The organism is Kineobactrum salinum (assembly GCF_010669285.1).
GTDB classification, from domain to species: Bacteria; Pseudomonadota; Gammaproteobacteria; order Pseudomonadales; family Halieaceae; genus Kineobactrum; species Kineobactrum salinum.
On the sequence record NZ_CP048711.1, the window covers coordinates 260,957 to 280,227 of the forward strand.

At 64.1% G+C, this 19,271-nt stretch carries 14 protein-coding genes and 5 pseudogenes; 2 read left to right on the forward strand and 17 right to left on the reverse strand.

The window, feature by feature from the left end; genetic code table 11:
- The first annotated feature begins 182 nt into the window (after positions 1 to 182).
- Positions 183 to 2,742 (forward strand): annotated as a pseudogene (mutS, locus tag G3T16_RS01150) (DNA mismatch repair protein MutS).
- A 72-nt stretch (positions 2,743 to 2,814) separates the two neighbouring features.
- On the forward strand, positions 2,815 to 3,138 hold the full coding sequence (gene fdxA, locus G3T16_RS01155) for a ferredoxin FdxA (RefSeq protein WP_163493475.1): 324 nt from the start codon (positions 2,815 to 2,817) through the stop codon (positions 3,136 to 3,138).
- Between the two features lie 73 nt (positions 3,139 to 3,211).
- Here fdxA and rpoS read toward each other — a convergent pair whose 3' ends face one another.
- From rpoS to G3T16_RS01240, 17 genes and pseudogenes are all read right to left on the reverse strand, one after another.
- Positions 3,212 to 4,156 carry an RNA polymerase sigma factor RpoS gene (gene rpoS, locus G3T16_RS01160; protein ID WP_197911828.1) on the reverse strand — a complete coding sequence of 315 codons (945 nt, stop codon included), beginning with the start codon at positions 4,154 to 4,156 and terminating at the stop codon, positions 3,212 to 3,214.
- A gap of 217 nt (positions 4,157 to 4,373) precedes the next feature.
- Entirely contained in the window at positions 4,374 to 5,252 is an 879-nt protein-coding gene (locus G3T16_RS01165) for a peptidoglycan DD-metalloendopeptidase family protein (protein ID WP_232059210.1), read from the reverse strand.
- Positions 5,253 to 5,256: 4 nt separating this feature from the next.
- On the reverse strand, positions 5,257 to 6,171 hold the full coding sequence (locus tag G3T16_RS01170) for a DUF368 domain-containing protein (RefSeq protein WP_163493476.1): 915 nt from the start codon (positions 6,169 to 6,171) through the stop codon (positions 5,257 to 5,259).
- Between the two features lie 4 nt (positions 6,172 to 6,175).
- Positions 6,176 to 6,808 (reverse strand): protein-L-isoaspartate(D-aspartate) O-methyltransferase, encoded by a 633-nt coding sequence (locus tag G3T16_RS01175; protein WP_163496911.1) that lies wholly within the window; start codon positions 6,806 to 6,808, stop codon positions 6,176 to 6,178.
- Between the two features lie 16 nt (positions 6,809 to 6,824).
- Positions 6,825 to 7,631, reverse strand: a complete 807-nt coding sequence (gene truD / locus G3T16_RS01180) for a tRNA pseudouridine(13) synthase TruD (protein WP_163493477.1) — start codon at positions 7,629 to 7,631, stop codon at positions 6,825 to 6,827.
- A gap of 38 nt (positions 7,632 to 7,669) precedes the next feature.
- Positions 7,670 to 7,885 (reverse strand): annotated as a pseudogene (truD, locus tag G3T16_RS22930) (tRNA pseudouridine(13) synthase TruD); the annotation flags it as partial.
- Positions 7,882 to 8,361 (reverse strand): 2-C-methyl-D-erythritol 2,4-cyclodiphosphate synthase, encoded by a 480-nt coding sequence (gene ispF, locus G3T16_RS01190; protein ID WP_163493478.1) that lies wholly within the window; start codon positions 8,359 to 8,361, stop codon positions 7,882 to 7,884. The pseudogene truD (G3T16_RS22930) and the gene ispF, both read right to left, overlap by 4 nt.
- Complete coding sequence (ispD, locus tag G3T16_RS01195; protein ID WP_163493479.1) at positions 8,352 to 9,077, reverse strand: 2-C-methyl-D-erythritol 4-phosphate cytidylyltransferase; 726 nt, start codon at positions 9,075 to 9,077, stop codon at positions 8,352 to 8,354. Before ispD ends, ispF begins: the two co-directional genes overlap by 10 nt.
- Positions 9,074 to 9,385, reverse strand: coding sequence for a septum formation initiator family protein (locus tag G3T16_RS01200; protein WP_163493480.1), 312 nt, complete (start codon positions 9,383 to 9,385; stop codon positions 9,074 to 9,076). Before G3T16_RS01200 ends, ispD begins: the two co-directional genes overlap by 4 nt.
- 3 nt (positions 9,386 to 9,388) lie before the next feature.
- A pseudogene (eno, locus tag G3T16_RS01205) lies at positions 9,389 to 10,680 on the reverse strand (phosphopyruvate hydratase).
- Between the two features lie 35 nt (positions 10,681 to 10,715).
- Entirely contained in the window at positions 10,716 to 11,567 is an 852-nt protein-coding gene (gene kdsA, locus G3T16_RS01210) for a 3-deoxy-8-phosphooctulonate synthase (protein ID WP_163493481.1), read from the reverse strand.
- Between the two features lie 42 nt (positions 11,568 to 11,609).
- Positions 11,610 to 13,238, reverse strand: a complete 1,629-nt coding sequence (locus G3T16_RS01215; protein ID WP_163493482.1) for a CTP synthase — start codon at positions 13,236 to 13,238, stop codon at positions 11,610 to 11,612.
- A 128-nt stretch (positions 13,239 to 13,366) separates the two neighbouring features.
- A complete protein-coding gene (gene tilS / locus G3T16_RS01220; RefSeq protein WP_163493483.1) occupies positions 13,367 to 14,656 on the reverse strand; it encodes a tRNA lysidine(34) synthetase TilS in 1,290 nt (429 codons plus the stop codon).
- Between the two features lie 93 nt (positions 14,657 to 14,749).
- Positions 14,750 to 15,696: pseudogene (gene accA / locus G3T16_RS01225) on the reverse strand (acetyl-CoA carboxylase carboxyl transferase subunit alpha).
- A gap of 65 nt (positions 15,697 to 15,761) precedes the next feature.
- Entirely contained in the window at positions 15,762 to 17,066 is a 1,305-nt protein-coding gene (locus G3T16_RS01230) for a sodium ion-translocating decarboxylase subunit beta (protein WP_163493484.1), read from the reverse strand.
- Between the two features lie 5 nt (positions 17,067 to 17,071).
- Positions 17,072 to 18,876, reverse strand: a pseudogene (gene oadA / locus G3T16_RS01235) (sodium-extruding oxaloacetate decarboxylase subunit alpha).
- Between the two features lie 38 nt (positions 18,877 to 18,914).
- Positions 18,915 to 19,169 carry an OadG family protein gene (locus tag G3T16_RS01240; RefSeq protein ID WP_163493485.1) on the reverse strand — a complete coding sequence of 85 codons (255 nt, stop codon included), beginning with the start codon at positions 19,167 to 19,169 and terminating at the stop codon, positions 18,915 to 18,917.
- Between the last annotated feature and the right edge of the window lie 102 nt (positions 19,170 to 19,271).

The window sequence follows — 19,271 nt, forward strand, 5'->3', positions numbered from 1 at the left end:
CACGGGTGGTAGCGATGGGAGGCCGGCGACCGGGTCGGGCGATCCCCCTGGTATTTTCGAGTTTTTCATGCCCAAAACCGGGCAATGGCCACGCCATAGCGACTCGGAGATATAAACCGCAAGAACTTCACCCCAAATTTGCCCCACAGGCTCGCGGATAAAATCATAAGTGATTATTTTATATGACTAATATAGATAGCCCTGCACACACCCCCATGATGCAGCAATTCCTCAAGATAAAGGCCCAGCACCCCCGGGAATTGCTGTTCTACCGGATGGGGACTTCTACGAACTGTTCTTCGAGGACGCCAAGCGGGCGGCGGAGCTGCTGGACATTACCCTCACCGCCCGCGGCAAGTCGGGCGGCGAGCCCATCCCGATGGCCGGGGTGCCCTATCACGCCGCGGAGGGATATCTCGCGCGTCTGGTCAAGGCCGGGGTCTCGGTAGCGATCTGCGAGCAGATCGGCGACCCGGCCACCAGCAAGGGGCCGGTGGAGCGCAAGGTCATGCGCATCGTCACTCCGGGCACGCTCAGTGACGAGGCGCTGCTGGAGGAGCGGGCTGACAATCTGCTGCTGGCCATCGCCCAGCAGCGGGAGCAGTTCGGTCTGGCCTGGCTGGACCTGGCCAGCGGCCGCTTCCGGGTATTGGAGGTACAGGGGGAGGAGGCACTGGCCGGCGAACTGCAGCGGCTCAACCCGGCGGAGATCCTGTATCAGGACACCATCGGCCATACGCTCATCACCGGGCACCGCGGGGCGCGAGCCCAGCCGGCCTGGGAGTTCGAACCCGAGAGCGCCCGCCGCGCCCTCAACCTGCAATTCCAGACCCACGACCTGAAGGGTTTCGGCTGTGACGAGCTGGTGCTGGCCATCGGTGCCGCCGGCTGTCTGCTGCAATACGTGAAGGACACCCAGCGCAGCAACCTGCCCATATCCGCAGTCTGGGCCACGAAAGCCGCGCCGAGAGCGTGATTCTCGATGCCGCGACCCGCCGCAACCTGGAGATCGACCGCAATCTTGCCGGCGGCGACAGCAACACGCTGCTGGGGGTAATGGATCGCACAATCACCGCGATGGGCAGCCGTCTGCTGCGGCGCTGGCTGCACCGCCCGCTGACCGACATCGGCGTGCTGCGCGCGCGTCAGGCCGCGGTGCAGGCGCAGTGCACCAATTACGATTACGAACCGGTGCGGGCAGCCCTGAAACCCATCGGCGACATGGAGCGCATTCTCAGCCGGGTGGCACTGCGCTCGGCCCGGCCCCGCGACCTGACCCGCCTGCGCAGCTCGCTGGAGGCGCTGCCTGTGCTGCATGCGGCGCTGGCGCAGTGTCCGGCACCGCGGCTGCAGCAGCTTGCTGTCCAGGCCGGCAATTACCCGGAGCTGTACGAGCTGCTGGGCGCCGCCATCATGGACAACCCACCGGTGGTGATTCGCGACGGCGGCGTCATCGCCACCGGTTATGACACCGAGCTGGACGAGTTGCGCCAACTCAGCAGCAATGCCGGCGACTACCTGCTGGAGATCGAACGGCGCGAGCGCGAAGCCACCGGCATCAGCACGCTGAAAGTGGGCTACAACCGGGTCCATGGCTACTACATCGAGATCAGCCGCGGCCAGTCGCAGCGCGCCCCCGACAGCTACCAGCGCCGCCAGACCCTGAAAAACGCCGAGCGCTTCATCACCCCGGAACTGAAGACCTTCGAGGACAAGGCGCTGTCGGCCCGCAGCCGCGCGCTCGCCCGGGAAAAGGCCCTGTACGAGGCGCTGCTGGAACGCCTCAATGAGGACCTGGCGGCGCTGCAGGATACCGCCGCGGCGGTGGCCGAGATCGACGTACTGGCCAACCTGGCCGAGCGCGCCGACAGCCTGCGCCTGTGCCAGCCGGAGTTTTGCGAGGAGCAGTTGTTCGAGATCAGCGGTGGCCGCCACCTGGTAGTGGAACAGGTGTTGGAAGAACCCTTTATTGCCAACGACACCCTGCTCGACAAGCAGCGCCGCATGTTGCTGATCACCGGTCCCAACATGGGGGGTAAATCCACCTATATGCGCCAAAATGCAGTGATCGCGCTGCTCGCCCATATCGGCAGTTTCGTCCCCGCCAGCAGCGCCCGGCTGGCACCGATAGACCGCATCTTTACCCGGATCGGCTCATCCGACGACCTGGCCAGCGGCCGCTCCACCTTCATGGTGGAGATGACCGAGACCGCCAACATCCTGCACAATGCCACCACCCGCAGTCTGGTGCTGATGGACGAGGTCGGCCGCGGCACCAGCACCTTCGACGGTCTCAGCCTGGCCTGGGCAGCGGCGATCCAGCTGGCCCGGGAAGTGCGCGCCTTTACCCTGTTTGCGACCCACTACTTCGAGCTGACGGCCCTGCCGGAGCTGTGCCCGACCATGGCCAATGTGCACCTGGATGCCACCGAGCATCAGGATCATGTGGTGTTCCTGCACAATATCCAGGAGGGGCCCGCCAACAAGAGTTTCGGCCTGCAGGTGGCCAAGCTGGCCGGCATCCCCGAGCCGGTACTGCGCGCGGCGCGCGACAAGCTGACGGAACTGGAACGGCACCGCGATCTGTCCGATGGCCGGACGCCGGCACCGTCCCAGGCAGAGCTGTTTGCCAGCGCCCCGCCACACCCGGTCGTGCAGCAACTGGAGACGCTGGATATCGACAGCCTGAGTCCGCGCCAGGCGCTCGAGTTGCTCTACCAGCTACGTGCGCAGCTGGACTGAAATCCCTTCAATTCTTGCCGCCGAGCAGGTAAACTTCGCCTCCCTGATGTAGAGATCTGAGGCAAGCGTGGCATGACATTTGTTGTAGGCGAGCAATGTATCAAATGCAAACATACCGACTGTGTGGAAGTGTGCCCGGTGGATTGCTTCTATGAGGGTCCGAACTTCCTGGTGATCCACCCGGATGAGTGCATTGATTGCGCGCTGTGTGAGCCCGAATGCCCGGTGGACGCGATCTATTCCGAGGATGAACTGCCCGAGGACCAGCAGGTCTTCCTGGAGCTCAATGCCGAACTGGCCGAGGTGTGGCCCAATATCACCGAAATGAAGCCGGCCCCGGACGATGCCGAGGAGTGGGCGCACAAGCCCAACAAGCTGCCCTTGCTGGAGCGCTAATGCGGCCAGTGCGGTAACATAAAAAAACCCGCCAGCGGCGGGTTTTTTTATGGATCGACCCTGCAGCCATACCCTAGTTGAACAGTGAGTCGCCGCTCAAACCCTGCATCTCCATGATACTGCGCAACCGCCGCAGAGCCTCTACCTGGATCTGGCGCACACGCTCCCGGGTCAGGCCAATCTCCCTGCCCACTTCCTCCAGCGTACTGCTTTCATGGCCGCGCAGCCCGAACCGCCGGGACACAACCTCACGCTGCTTTTCCGAAAGCTCGTCGAGCCAGACGCCAATGCTGTCGTGAATATCCCTGTCCTGCAACAGCTGGGATGGGTCACTCCCCTGGGCATCGGCGATAGTGTCCAGCACGGCCTTGTCGGAATCGGGTCCTACCGGCACATCGATGGAAGTAACGCGTTCGTTCAGGCCCAGCAACCGCTTGACGTCCGTGGCGGGCTTGTCCAGCATCTCCGCGATCTCTTCCGCGGTGGGCTCATGATCCAGGCGCTGGGTGAGTTCCCGCGCGGCACGCAGGTACACATTGAGCTCCTTCACTACGTGGATGGGCAGGCGGATAGTGCGGGTCTGGTTCATTATCGCCCGCTCTATGGTCTGGCGAATCCACCAGGTGGCGTAAGTGGAAAAACGAAAGCCCCGCTCCGGGTCGAATTTTTCCACCGCCCGTATCAGACCCAGGTTACCCTCTTCGATCAGGTCCAGCAGGGTCAAGCCACGGTTGATATAGCGCCGGGAAATCTTCACGACCAGCCGCAGATTGCTCTCGATCATGCGCTTGCGGCCGTTCTCGTCACCCTTGCGGGCAAGACGGGAATAGTGCTTTTCCTCGTCAGCGGTCAGCAACGGCGAAAAGCCTATTTCATTGAGATAAAGCTGGGTCGCATCCAGGGATTTTTCAATGCAACGGGCGGATTTGGCGCGGTCAAAGGCCAGCTCGTCCGCATCCAGTATGACCTCTTCACGTTCACTGGAGAACTCATCCCCGCTAGCCGCGTCGTGCTCCACAGCGGGGTTGCTTGCGTCGGGGTCTGGGCCGGGTACGGGGGCCGGTCGATCGGCGCGGGTCTTAGCTGTGGATCTTCTGCCCGCACCGCTATTGCGCCTTGAGCCTGTATTCGTGGTGTCCACTTCCATGGCCATACCTCATTATTCCCGCTGGAGGAAAAATGTATCAACGCCGTGGAAACAGGTTACCTCAAGGTCAGTGATAAATACAAGACACCTACCGGGGGGGCAGGAAGTGCAGCGGATCCAGCGGCTTTCCCTCCCTGCGGATCTCAAAATGCAGCTTGACGGAGTCGGTGCCAGTGCTGCCTTTTTTCGCGATTTCCTGTCCGGCCCGCACCAGTTCGCCCTCGGCCACCAGCAGGCGGTCATTGTGCCCGTAGGCGCTGAGATGGACATCGTCGTGCTTCACGATCAGCAACTCGCCAAAACCCACGATCCCGGTGCCCGCATAGACCACCTGGCCCGCCGCGACCGCCACCACCGGATCACCCCGCTGTCCGCCAATATCAATCCCTTTGTGCACAGTAGCTGAATAGCCCCGCGTTACCCGCCCCGGGGTGGGCCAGCGCCAGGCCGTAACAGGGGCCAGCACAGCCGCCGCGGTCGGTGGCGCAGCCGGGGGCCGGGTAGCGGATGCAGGGGGGCGCTGCGGGGGCACTGGTGTCGTTCTGGCCGGGCTCGATGGTCGGCTGGCACCCCTGTCGGGGGACACAGTGCTGTCACGGCGGGGCGCTGTCGCCTCCGCTGGCCCGCTGCTTATGGGTTCGGGTGGGGGAGTGTGACGTACGGCATGCCCGGAACGCGCTGCGCTCCCGGTGGCATCGCCGATGACCCGCAAACGCTGGCCCGGGTGGATGGTGTAGGGTGCGCGAATACCATTGCGCGCGGCCACCTCCCGATAATCCTGGCCGAAGCGAAATGCGATTGAATACAAGGTATCGCCACGCCGGACAACATAGCTGTCCGCCGGCAGGGGCAGATGGGTGGTGGCGGGCGTACGGCGGTCCTCAATCGGTGCGGGTGGGCCACCGGCACAGGCTGTCAGTACCAGCAGCAGTAAACAAACCAGCTGCGCGCGCCAGGCATCAGACACGGAGTCAGGCCCGTCCCCATTGCCTGTGGATCCACCACACCAGCGCGAAACCAAGCACCATCAGCGCCAGGCACGGAATCAGCATCGGATCTTCCCCTGCTACCGTCAGATACTCCTGGGGCAGCACCGGAACCTGCTGTGCCGGGCGCAGTTCACCATGGCTGCTGACCACCCAGTCCAGCGCCCGTTTCCAGGGCCAGACGACCAGCAGCGAACCGAACAGAAAGCCGGTCAACAGCGCCATGGTGGGGCTGTGAAAGCGGTGTAACAGCCAGTACAGCAGGCGCGAGAAACACATCAGTCCGGTCCCCGCGCCGACCGCAAACACCAGCAGTACATCCCACTGGAAATCGTTCACCGCGGCCAGTATGGGACCATACATCCCCAGCAGGATCAGAATGAAGCTCCCGGAAATGCCGGGCAGGATCATCGCGCAAATGGAAACAAAGCCGGCAATGAATACGCCCGGCAGGCCCGGCGTCATCGCTACCACCGGTGACAGGGCGATGGCCACCGCCACCAGCAGCCCCAGCAGCAGACAGCCGGCGCGCACCGGTGTCCACTGCCCGACCTGGCGCAGCAGAACCAGCGCGGAAGCCAGGATCAGGCCGAAGAAAAACGCCCACAGCGGCACCGGATAGTGCGCCAGCAACCAGGCAATCAATCGCGCCAGCGACGCGATACTGGTGCCAATCCCGAGTACCAGCGCCAACAGAAAGGCACCGTCCACATGGTCCCAGGCGGCGCGCAACCGTCCCCGCCACAGCAAGCCCAGGAACGGCAGGCCAAAGGCACGGATGCTGGCCAGCAGCCGGTCATAAATGCCGGTGATGAAGGCTATGGTCCCGCCGGATACCCCCGGCACGATATCGGCAGCACCCATCAACACACCACGCAGGTAAATACCTGCCGGGGTCACCGCGCTACCTCACTGTACCGGGCCGTAGCGGAACAAAGCGCACCGCCTCGACAATACGCGTCTCGAAGCCATCGCTGGTGCGGGTGACTTGCTGCAAGTGCTGACTGGCGCCGCCGACCGGAATCACCAGGCAACCACCGGGCGCCAGCTGTTGCAGCAGCTCTTCCGGGATGCGCTCGGGGGCCGCGGTACTGAGGATGCCGTCGAAAGGGCCCGCCTCTTCCCAGCCCAGGCCGCCATCAGCGTGACGCAGCTGCACATTGCGCAGGCGGAGTTGCCGCAAGCGCTGGCGAGCCCTGTCCAGCAACGGTTTGATGCGCTCAACACTCCACAGCTGGTCGACCAGTTGAGCCAGCACGGCGGTCTGGTAGCCCGAGCCGGTGCCCAGCTCGAGCACCCGGGCCCGCGGTCCGTGTTCCAGCAAAAGCTCGGTCATGCGGGCCACTATATAGGGTTGCGACAGGGTTTGTTGATAGCCGATGGGCAGTGCCGTGTCCTCGTAGGCGCGGTGCGCCATCGCCTCGTCCAGAAATAAATGCCTGGGCGTGCTTCGCATCACATCCAGCACCCCGGGATTGCTGATTCCCTGTTCCACCAGGCGTCCAATCAGCCGCTCCCGCGTACGCTGCGAGGTCATCCCGATGCCGTTGAGATCAACGCTGCTCACTGCCGTTACCACTCCCCCGATCCCCTTCCCTATAGTCTACCAATTCTGCCAGTACGGCGGTCGCATAGCTGCCCGCGCCCAGACCGAAACTCAGTAATAACGTATCATCATCACAAAACTGCCAGCAAAAGTCATCCGCCAGCAGGCGCGCGGAACGGTAGGCCAGAGTCAGGCCAGCCTGCTCCAGGAAGCGGCAGGCCGCCGCTTCATCGGCCAGCACCCGGGACTGCTCAGACAGCATGGGTTCGGCCTGCAACACCTTGCCCAGACCCCACAGGGGCAGGCCGGGGTGGATGTCTCCGGCCGCTGTCCGCGCCTCGATTTCCGCATCCACTCCGGCGCAGGCAAACAGACTGCGCGATCCCTGCAGCATGCAGACATCGCCCGCCAGCACCCGGTTCCAGCTCTGTTGCCGTACGCGATGAGCCAGCAGGAGATTGAACAGCTGAGCCCGCAGCGCCGACAGCAACAGGCTGCGGCGGCTGCGGGACAGCTTGCCGCCGCCGCGCTGAACCCATTGCCGCGCCTGCAGCAGGGTGGCGCCGGCACGGCCGAAGCGCTGTTCGCCAAAATAGTTGGGTACCCCCTGCGCCCGCACCCGTTCCAGCTGCTGTTCCAGCGCGGCCCTGTCACCTTCGAGCCGGCGCAGCCGCAATTCGAATAGGTTGCCGCGGTGTACGCCGCGCTTGAGCTTGCGCGAGTGGCGCGACTGCGCCAGCAAGACGATGTCGCCCCGGCCTCCAACTGCTTCCAGTCCGGCTCCGGGCGCCCCGCCATGCGCACGCTCAACCATTGGCTGGTGACGGCGTGGCGATCTTTCAGGCCGCTGTAGCCGATGTCCCGCGGATGGATCCCGCTGAGACCTGAGACCCGCTGCAGCAGGTCTTCGGTCGTGAGGCCGCGCTTCTGCAACTGCAAAAAGACGTGCTCTCCCTGGTTGTCCGGGCAAAAACCCAGCTGCTCGCGAACCACGAAGTCCTCGGGCGTGAACCGGATCAAGGCGCGAGCCGGCAGCTCGGCAACGACCGTTGGCCGGGACGCGATCACCCTGCGGCAGCAGTCAGCAGCACCACGGCATGGGCGGCAATACCCTCGCCGCGCCCGGTGAAGCCCAGCTGCTCGGTGGTTGTCGCCTTCACGTTCACCCGTTCCGGCGGCACCTGCAGGTCCGCCGCCAGCAGGGTCTGCATGGCCGGCACGTGGGGCGCCAGTCGCGGCGCCTGGGCAACAATGGTGGCATCCATGTTTGCCAGTACCCAACCACAGGCGTGGACCTGGGCGACCACCTCGCGCAACAGGCGGCGGCTGTCGACCCCCGCCAGGGCCGGGTCTGTGTCCGGAAAATGGCGGCCAATATCACCGCGACCGATCGCGCCCAGCAGTGCGTCACAGAGCGCGTGAATCAAGACATCACCGTCGGAATGAGCCTGCAGAGCGCGATCGTGGGGAATCGTCACGCCCCCCAGCACCAGCTGCTCACCGGGGCCAAAACGGTGGACGTCGTAACCGTGCCCTATTCGCACCCGTCTCCTCCCTCCGCCCGCCGTCCCGCTCCGTCCAGATACCAGGCCGCCAGCTGCAGGTCCTCTGCCACCGTTACCTTGAGGTTGCGGGCGGAGCCGGCCACCAGCTGGACCGGGTGCCCTGCCCATTCCATCGCGGAGGCCTCATCGGTCACCTCGACACCGGCGTCCAGCGCCGCCACCAGCGCGGCCTGTAATTCACCGAGGCGGAACATCTGGGGAGTCTGTGCCCGCCACAGTGAAGTGCGATCCAGGGTTGCGCACACCTGCCCGGCGGCATCCGCCTGCTTGACAGTATCCAGCACCGGCTGCGCCAGCAGCGCTCCGCTGCCCGAACGGCTCACCTGGGCAATCAGGCGCTCGATATCGGCGACCGCAACGCAGGGCCGCGCCGCGTCGTGTACCAGCACCCAGTCAGCCGCATCTGCAATTTTTTGCAACTGCCGCAGTGCCGCCAGTACTGAATCGGCCCGCCGGGCACCGCCACTGACCACCTCCACCCGTGGCTCGCGGGCCAGCTCTGCGGCCCGCGGATCAGCCCCAGGCAGCGCCACCACCACTCCGACAACAGCATCACAGGCGAGCAGCGCCCGCAGACTGTGCCGCAGCAGGCTGACCCCGCCGATCTCGAGAAACTGCTTGGGACAGTCTGCGGCCATGCGGCTGCCACTGCCGGCGGCGGGAATGACCCCCCAGCACCGCGCATTGACGCTCATTGCCGGCCTGTCTCCGCGCCGGCATCAGGTTCGTCTTCGGGCGCGACCACCTGATAGAACACTTCGCCCTCGCGCACCAGCCCCAACTGTTCCCGGGCCCGCTGTTCCAGTCCGTCGTTGCCGGTCTGCAGCTCGAGCACCTCCCGTTCCAGCACCGCGTTGCGCTCGCGCAGTTCGCGGTTGATCCCGGTCTGGGTCTCCACCTGCAATTCCAACCGCCGCTTCTCCGCCAGGCTGCCCTCGGCAAACCAGAGCCGGTACTGCAGTACCAGCACCACAAGCACCAGCACAGCCAGCAGCAGGCGCACGGCCTAGCTCCGGCGTCCGAATTCGGCCAGACCGCGGTAGGGAGCCTGCCCCGCCAGCTCGGCCTCAATCCGCAGCAGGCGATTGTACTTCGCGACCCGGTCCGACCGGCACAGGGATCCGGTCTTGATCTGACCCGCTGCGGTAGCCACCGCCAGATCGGCGATGGTGGTATCTTCTGTCTCGCCAGAACGGTGAGAGATGACCGCGGTATAGCCTGCCTGCCGCGCCATCGCTATCGCATCCAGGGTTTCCGACAGACTGCCGATCTGGTTGAACTTGATCAGGATGGAGTTGGCGACGCCGCGCTCGATGCCCTGTTGCAGGATTTTGGTGTTGGTGACGAACAGGTCATCCCCCACCAACTGGACCCGGTCGCCGATCTTCTCGGTCAACAGCTTCCAGCCGTCCCAGTCCGACTCATCGAGACCGTCCTCAATCGAGATAATCGGGTGAGCGGCCGCGAGCGCAGCCAGGTAGTCAGTGAATTCGGCGCTGCTGAACTGCTTGCCCTCCCCGGCCAGGTCGTAGACTCCGTCACGGTAGAACTCCGAAGCAGCACAGTCCAGGCCAGGGTGATATCCCGGCCCAGCTGATAGCCGGCCTTCCCCACCGCCTCGGCAATCACTTCCAGCGCGGCCTCGTTGGAGGGCAGGTTGGGAGCAAAGCCACCCTCGTCGCCCACCGCAGTGCTGAGCCCGCGGCCGGCCAGCTCCTTCTTCAGCTGGTGGAAGATCTCCGCGCCGGCGCGCAGCGCCTCGGCAAAGCTGGGGGCCGCCACCGGCTGGATCATGAATTCCTGGATGTCGACATTGTTGTCGGCGTGCTCACCGCCATTGAGGATATTCATCATCGGCACCGGCATGGAAAAGTCCGTGCTGTCATTGAGTTCGCCAATGTGCTGGTACAGTGGGATCCCGCGAGCGCTGGCCGCCGCCTTCGCCGCCGCCAGCGAGACCGCCAGGATGGCATTGGCGCCGAATTTGGCCTTGTTCTCGGTGCCGTCGGCGTCGATCATCGCCTGGTCCAGTTCCCGCTGTTGCTCGGGGTCGCGCCCCTGCAGCAATTCCCGGATGGGACCGTTCACATGGCCTACCGCAGTGAGCACGCCCTTGCCCAAGTAGCGCGCGCTATCGCCATCGCGCAGTTCCAGCGCCTCCCGCGAGCCGGTGGAGGCGCCGGAGGGAGCGCAGGCGGCACCCACCTCACCACTGGCGAGGGTGACCTCGGCCAGCACGGTCGGGTTGCCCCGGGAGTCCATGACCTCAAAGGCCTGAATGTTCGCAATCTTGCTCATCTGGCTACGCTCCGTTCCCAATCAATTTACTTTATTTACTCTATGGTAAGCGCCGGCAGGCTCTTGACCAGTTCATCCACCGCCTTGACCTGGACCAGGAAGGCCTCCAATTGATGCAGTGGCAGCGCACTGGGACCATCGCAGAGCGCCTGCTCCGGTGCCGGATGCGCCTCCAGGAACAGGCCCGCAAGCCCGACTGCCATCCCCGCCCGGGCCAGCTCCAGCACCTGGGAGCGCCGCCCGCCGGAGGCCGCACCCAGCGGGTCGCGGCACTGCAGGGCGTGGGTGACGTCGAACACCAGCGGCAGGTCGCCGCAGGCCTGCTTCATGACGCCAAACCCCAGCATGTCCACCACCAGATTGTCATAGCCGAAATTACTGCCACGCTCACACAGCAGCAGACGGTCGTTGCCGCACTCGCGGAACTTGTCCGCCACATTGGCCATTTGGGTGGGACTCAAAAACTGGGGTTTCTTGATGTTGATTACCGCGCCGGTCGCGGCCAACGCGGCGACCAGGTCGGTCTGCCGCGCCAGGAATGCCGGCAACTGCAGGATGTCGCAGACCTCGGCCGCCGGCGCTGCCTGTTCCGGGCTGTGCACGTCGGTCAACACCGGCACTGCAAACTGTTGCTTGACCTCGGCCAGGATATCCAGTCCTTCATCGAGTCCGGGCCCGCGAAAGGAATGGATCGAAGAGCGGTTGGCCTTGTCGTAGGAGGCCTTGAATACCAGCGGGATATTCAGCCGCTGGCAGACCGCCACATAGTGCTCGGCGACGCGCAGTGCAAAGTCGCGGCTCTCCAGAACATTGACGCCTCCCAACAGCACAAAGGGCGCGTCGTTGGCGATGGTGATGGCACCGATACTGACACTGCTGCTGGTCACGGGGCTACTCCTGTTGCGCGACGGGGCCGGCGCGCCAGGCACTCAGCCCCGGGCATGGGTCAGCGCCGCCTCAATGTAACTGGTAAACAGGGGATGGCCGCCGCGGGGCCGGGAAGTGAACTCGGGGTGGAACTGGCAGGCGATGAACCAGGGATGATCGGGCAATTCGATCATCTCCACCAGGGCCCGGTGTTCGGACCAGCCGCCCACCCGCACGCCCGCCGCAACCAGCTGGTCCACATAGTTGTTATTGATTTCATAGCGGTGCCGATGCCGTTCCAGCACGGTATCGCTGCCATATATTTCATGCGCCCTGGAACCGGGCTCCAGGTAGCAGGTCTGGGCGCCCAGACGCATGGTGCCGCCCAGATCGGAGCTTTCGTCGCGCTGCTCGGTGGAACCGTCAACGTTCTGCCACTCGGTGATCAGGGCGACGATGGGGTGCGGCGTGGACGCCACCATCTCGGTGGAGTTGGCCCCCTCCAGTCCGCAGACGTTGCGAGCATACTCGATCAGGGCCACGTGCATGCCCAGACAGATGCCAAGAAACGGAATCCGGTGCTCGCGCGCATGGCGCACGGCCATGATCTTGCCCTCGACCCCACGGTCGCCAAAACCTCCCGGCACCAGGATAGCGTCCATCTGTTCCAGCACCCCGGTGCCGTCGCGTTCGATGTCCTCGGCGTCGATATAGGCGACCTGGACTTCAGCCAGGGTCTGCAGGCCGGCGTGCTTGAGTGCCTCGTTCAGCGACTTGTAGGCGTCCAGCAGATCCATGTATTTGCCGACCATCGCGATGCGCACCCGGCCGCGGGTGTCGCTGAACTCGCGCCGCAGCACGTCGTCCCATTCTGTCAGATCCGCCGCCGGGCACTCCAGGTGAAAGCGCTCCACCACGAAGTCGTCCAGACCATAGGCGTGCAGCATGCCGGGAATCCGGTAAATTGAATCGGCATCCAGCAGCGGGATGACCGCACGCTCTTCGACATTGGTGAACAGGGAGATTTTCTTGCAGGCACCGGCATCGATGGGCACCGCACAGCGGCACAGCAGGATGTCCGGCTGCAGGCCGATGGAGCGCAACTCCTTGACCGAGTGCTGGGTAGGTTTGGTCTTGATCTCGCCAGCCGTGGCGATATAGGGCACCAGCGTGAGATGCATCAGCAGTGCGCGCCCGGCGCCCACCTCGACCCGCAATTGTCGGGCAGCTTCCAGGAACGGCAGGCTCTCGATGTCGCCCACGGTTCCGCCAATCTCGATGATGGCGACGTCGACGTCTCCGGCACCGAGCACGATACGGCGCTTGATTTCGTCGGTAATGTGGGGGATCACCTGCACCGTGCCGCCCAGGTAATCGCCGCGGCGCTCCTTCTTCAGCACCGAATCGTAGACCCGCCCGGTGGTAAAGTTGTTGCTGCGCTTCATCGTGGTGTGGGTGAAGCGTTCGTAGTGACCCAGGTCCAGGTCGGTTTCCGCGCCATCTTCGGTGACGAACACCTCACCGTGCTGGAAGGGGCTCATCGTGCCCGGGTCGACGTTGATGTAGGGATCCAGCTTCAGCAGCGTCACCCGAAGCCCGCGCGCCTCGAGTACCGCCGCCAGCGATGCGGCCGCGATCCCCTTGCCCAGAGACGAAACCACACCACCTGTGACGAACACATATCGCGTCATGAAAAGCCTTTTTTCAAGCTGTAATTACGGACAATCAGGGTCCACGCAAAACGGCAATGGGGCTGCTGTCCGGGGGCGCGAGTCCTGCAAAAGATGGGAAATCAGGTTAGCAGAAAGGCGTCCGCAGCTCAATCCGCGGGGCCGGAAGTATTTCGGGTCCAGAGCGGCCGCCAGGCGCCCTGACCACCCAGCAGGGCCAGGCGGGAAGAGTCGCAGAGCCAGAGATCGGCGACCGCCAGCAGCTCCTCGTCCAGATACAGCAGCGGCAGGCGCTGCCGCCACCAGGGTGGAATTGCGGCTTCCTGCAGCAGCTTCTTGAGGCTGCGGCTACCGCCGCGCCCAGCCAGGCGGCAGCGCTCACCACCCTGGCGCCAGCGCAGCGTCAGCCTCTCGTCTGTGCGCAAGCGTAGCCCTGGCGAGTCCCCCGCCGGAATCAGTGCCAGCTGCCCCCCGGTGGGCAGCGCCACCGTCGTCGCCGGCGTCAGCCGAAGTTCGGCCAGCGCCTCGGCCGCCGGCGGCAATGCCACAACCAGATACAGGGCGTCAGCGAAACGTTGCAAGCGGTAACGGCCACAATCCAGCCGCGCGCCACGACGCAGCCCGCTGTGCAACTGGCGCAGGAACTCCGCCAACTGCGCCTGATCGGGCATTGGCAGCTGCTGTTGGCGCAGCCAGCGGCGCAGCACCAGCAGGCCAGCTTCGACCGGCAGCTGCAGCAGCGGCGGCAACGCAAGCCCCGGATCACCCAGCCGGCTGCGCACAGGTTCGACCCGTGGCAGCAGCTCATCCAACACCTCGCCCGCCGCATGCAGACGGTGGGCCGAACGGGTGATGGTTCTGCGGCAGGCCGGCCAGCGCGCCGCCAGCCGCGGCACGATTTCGTGGCGCAGGTAATTGCGGTCAAAGCGGGTATCAGTGTTGGAAGGGTCGTCTATCCATTCCAGCGCCTGCTCCCTGGCATAGCGCTGCAGCGCGCTGCGGGGATAGTCCAGCAGCGGCCGCTGCAAAGTGCCGGCACCCAGCGGCCGTGACCCTGGCATGCCCTGCAGCCCCTGCAGCCCTGCCCCGCGCAGCAAGCGCAGCAGTACGGTCTCCATCTGGTCGTCCTGGTGGTGCGCCAGAAAGATCACATCGCCCGGCTCAAGTAGCTGAGCCAGCGCGCGATAGCGTGCCTTGCGGGCCGCTGATTCAGTACCCTCGCCCGTCACCGCCACTTCTACCTGGCGCCGCAACAGGGGCAGTCCGAAACCGTCGCAGACTCGCTCGCAATGCTGCTCCCAGGCAGTGGAGGCGGGCTGCAGCTGGTGGTTGATATGCACCGCGACCAGGGCCGGCGCACCGGCCTGTTCGCGACAGTGACAATGCAGCAAGTGCAGCAGGACAGTGGAGTCCAGCCCCCGCTGTAGGCGACCAGCCAACGTGCAGCGCCGTGGAGCCCGTCGAGGACTGGCTGCAGCCGCCGGAGAGTCAGCATTTCATTCTTCATGGGACCACCGGTCGGTGGTGGTGTGTCAGTTGCCGTAGGACATCAGGCGCTGGTAGCGCTGCTCCAGCATATCCTCCAGCGGAATTTGCTCGAGCCGCTCCAACTCGCCGGCCAGGTGTTGCTGGATGCGCTGGGCAGCCAGGTCGACATTGCGGTGGGCCCCACCCAGCGGTTCGGGGATGGTGGCGTCGACGATGCCCAGTTCCTGCAGCACCGAAGAGGTCACCCCCATCGCCGCCGCGGCTTCCGGGGCATGGGCGGTACTCTTCCAGATGATATTGGCGCAACCTTCGGGAGAGATCACGAAATAGGTGGCGTACTGCAGCATAACCAGGTGGTCGCCGACGCCGATCCCCAGCGCGCCACCCGAGCTGCCTTCGCCGATGACCACGCAGATGATCGGCGTCGCCAGACGCGACATGGTCGCCAGATTCTGGGCGATGGCCTCACTGATGCCCCGCTCCTCCGAGTCGATCCCCGGATAGGCACCGGGAGTGTCTATCAGGGTAATCACCGGCATCCTGAAGCGCTCTGCCAGCTGCATCAGGCGCAGCGCCTTGCGGTAGCCCTCCGGCTTGGGCATGCCGAAGTTGCGCAGCACCTTGTCCTTGACCGCCCGCCCTTTCTCCTGCCCGATCACGACCACCGGCCGCCCGCAGAGGCGGGCCACGCCGCCGACGATGGCGCGGTCGTCGCCAAAGTGTCGGTCACCATGCAGTTCATCGAAATCGGTGAAGACCCGGGGATGTAATCCAACGTGTAGGGGCGCTGGGGATGGCGCGCCACCTTGACGATTTCCCAGGCACTGAGATTGGCGTAGATCTTCTCGGTGAGCTTGGTGCTCTTTTCCCGCAGGGTACGAATTTCCTCGCTGAGATTGATGTCCGCGTCGGTACCCACCAATTGCAGCTCTTCAATCTTGACCTCAAGCTCGGCAATGGGCTGTTCAAAATCAAGATAATTGGGGTTCATGCGCACTCGAACTCTGCTGGATTAGTGGGGTCGACAGTGTACAAAAATAATCTCCGGGGCACCAATCAAGCACTCACCAGCGCGATCATGATACCGGCAGCCACGGCCGAGCCCACCACACCGGCCACATTGGGCCCCATCGCGTGCATCAGCAGGTAGTTGTGGGGGTTGGCCTCCAGCCCCACCTTGTTGCTGACCCGGGCAGCCATCGGCACCGCCGAGACGCCGGCCGAGCCAATCAGCGGATTCAGCGGGGTACTGCCAAAGCGGTTCATCAACTTGGCCATCAGTATCCCCGACGCGGTGCCAATTGCGAACGCCACAATGCCCAACAACAGGATGCCGAGTGTATTGAAGTCCAGGAACTTGTCCGCCACCAGCTTGGAGCCGACCGCGAGACCAAGAAAAATCGTGGTGATATTGATCAGCGCATTCTGCGCTGCATCGCTCAGGCGCCCGACCACCCCGCACTCACGCATCAGATTGCCGAAGCAAAACATCCCCAGCAGCGGTGCGGCCGTAGGCAGAAACAGCGCCACCAGGATCAGCAGCACCAGCGGGAAGGTGATTTTCTCTCGTTGCGATACTTCGCGCAGTTGTACCATTTCAATCCTGCGCTCTGCCTCGGTGGTCAGTGCACGCATGATGGGCGGCTGGATCAGCGGCACCAGTGCCATGTAGGAGTAGGCGGCGACCGCGATCGGACCCAGCAGGTCCGGCGCCAGAATACTGGACACATAGATCGCGGTAGGGCCGTCAGCGCCCCCGATGATGCCGATGGCGGCCGCGTCGGCGAGACTGAAATCCATCACCCCCAGCGCCGTCAGGCCCACGGCTCCGAGCACTGTGGCGAAGATGCCGAACTGGGCTGCCGCGCCGAGAAACAGCGTCTTGGGGTTGGCCAGCACCGGACCGAAATCCGTCATAGCGCCCACGCCCATGAAGATGATCAGCGGCCCCGAGCCACTGGCTATGGCCACGCTGTAGAAGCGATGGAGCATGCCACTGCTGTGACCGGCCTCCTCCGCCAGATCGACAGCGGCCAACTGTGCCACCGGATCAGCCTGCTCGAATGCCGCCACCAGGGCCTTGCCGCCCTCGCTCGCGGATTGCCCCAGCAACCTGGCCAGCTCGGCCAGCAGTGGCGCGTCCCCCAGAAAGATGGCGTTTTCCACCGCCGAATAGGCCAGGCCGGCCCCGGGGATATTGGCCAGGATGCCACCAAAACCGATCGGCACCAGCAGCAGTGGCTCAAACTGCTTGCGGATGGCCAAATACAACAATACCAGCCCGATCAACAGCATGAAGGCCTGACCGGGCGCGAGTTGGGCCAGGCCCGACGAGCGCCAGAGCTGCAACAGATTGTCCATACAGATCAGCCCAGGCTTATCAAGGAAGTGCCGACCGTGACCGCATCGCCCGGCTTGACGTCGACGCTGGCCACTGTTCCGGCCCGGGGCGCACGCACCTCGGTCTCCATTTTCATGGCTTCCAGAATCAGCAGGACTTCGCCAGTCTCGACCGTATCGCCCACTGCGACGTTGATCTTGACGATGTTGCCGGCCAGCGGTGCAGGCAGCGGCTGTGCATCCGCAACCGGTGCCGCCGCAGGAGCACTGGCAGCCGCCGCGGTGCCGCCGGAGGCGACCGCATTGATGTCACCTCCTGCCGTCACTTCCACCACATAGGACTGCCCATTTACCGAGATGGTGTACACCGCCGGTTCGCTGTCATCCGCAGGGGGGTGGCGACTGCGGGAGTGGCGGACCCGCCGTCCGCCGCGGGAGCCGGTTCAAACGCCGCCGGGTCTCCGCGGTGCTCCAGGAACTTGAGCCCGACCTGGGGAAACAGCGCATAGGTGAGCACGTCGTCGACTTCATTGTCCCCGCTGGCCAGTTGTATGCTCTTCTCCCGCGCCAGATCCTGCAACTCACCGGTCAGGGTCTGCATTTCGTCTTCCAGCAAATCCGCCGGCCGGCAGCTGATCGGTTCCGCGCCCTCCAGCACCCGCTGTTGCAGCTCGGCGTTGACCGGCGCCGGGGTGGCGCCGTACTCGCCCTTGAGTAGCCCGGCAGTCTCCCGCGATATGGATTTGTAGCGTTCGCCGGTGAGCACGTTGATCACCGCCTGGGTGCCGACGATCTGCGAGGTGGGTGTGACCAGCGGGATGAAACCCAGGTCCTCCCGCACGCGGGGGATTTCCTCCAGAACCTCGTCCATTCGGTCAGTCGCACCCTGTTCGCGCAGTTGGTTTTCCATGTTGGTCAGCATGCCACCGGGCACTTGCGCCACCAGAATACGGGCATCGACCCCGCGCAGAGAACCCTCGAAGCGGGCATATTTCTTGCGCACCTCACGAAAGTAGGCGGCGATGGAAGCCAGCTGTTCGATGTCCAGGCCGGTATCACGATCGGTGTCGCGGAAGATGGCCACCACCGATTCGGTGGGGGAATGACCGTAGGTCATGGACATGGAGGATATCGAGGTATCGACGTTGTCGATGCCCGCCTCCACGCATTTGAGGATGGTCGCGGTGGACAGGCCGGTGGTGGCGTGGCACTGCATGTGAATGGGAATGTCACAGGCCGCCTTTAGCCGCTTCACCAGCTCATAGCCTTCGTAGGGCCGCAGCAAGCCCGCCATGTCCTTGATTGCGATCGAATCGGCGCCCATATCCTCGATGCGCTTGCCCTGCTCCACCCAGGTCTCGATATCGTGGACTGGACTCAAGGTGTAGGAGATAGTGCCCTGGGCATGCTTGCCCACATCCTTGACTGCCTGCAGCGCCACTTCGATATTGCGCATGTCGTTCATCGCATCGAATACCCGGAACACATCCACGCCATTGTGGGCTGCACGCTCGACAAACCGGCGCACCACATCGTCTGCATAATGCCGGTAGCCCAGAATATTCTGGCCGCGAAACAGCATCTGCTGCGGCGTATTGGGCATGGCTTTTTTCAGCTCCCGAATGCGGTCCCACGGGTCCTCCCCGAGATAGCGAATGCAGGCATCGAAGGTGGCGCCGCCCCAGGATTCAAGCGACCAGAAGCCGACTTTGTCGAGTTCCGCCGCGATCGGCAGCATGTCGTCCAGGCGCATGCGCGTCGCCAGCAGTGACTGGTGAGCGTCGCGCAGCACGACGTCAGTGATGCCCAACGGGCGCTTGTTGTCTTGCATGGATTGAGCCTCTTGCCTGGAGCGTGACGGCGTATGCCTCAGCGCTGATCAGATCGATGTCGGTGGATGGCAGCACTGATGACCGCCAATACCTCGGGGTCCGGCCCGGCGGGTGCCGGCGCCGGCACCCGCGGACGCACTGGCTTGGGCACCGCGGCAGCCTGTGGCAGATAGCGGGTCATCAGCCGGGACATGATGCTGGTGACCAGTACCAGCATGGTCAGAAACAGGATCACGGCACTCATGCCAAACAGCATGAGTTCAACCCCTTGCATAAAGATATCGTCCCGCATGGGTTCGCCGACGGCCCCTTTGTGGTGAAATAAAAGCGCTATCATAAAACAGGAACAGCATCCGGCGCCAATAAGGCCTTACAATACCGTCCCTCGAATCCA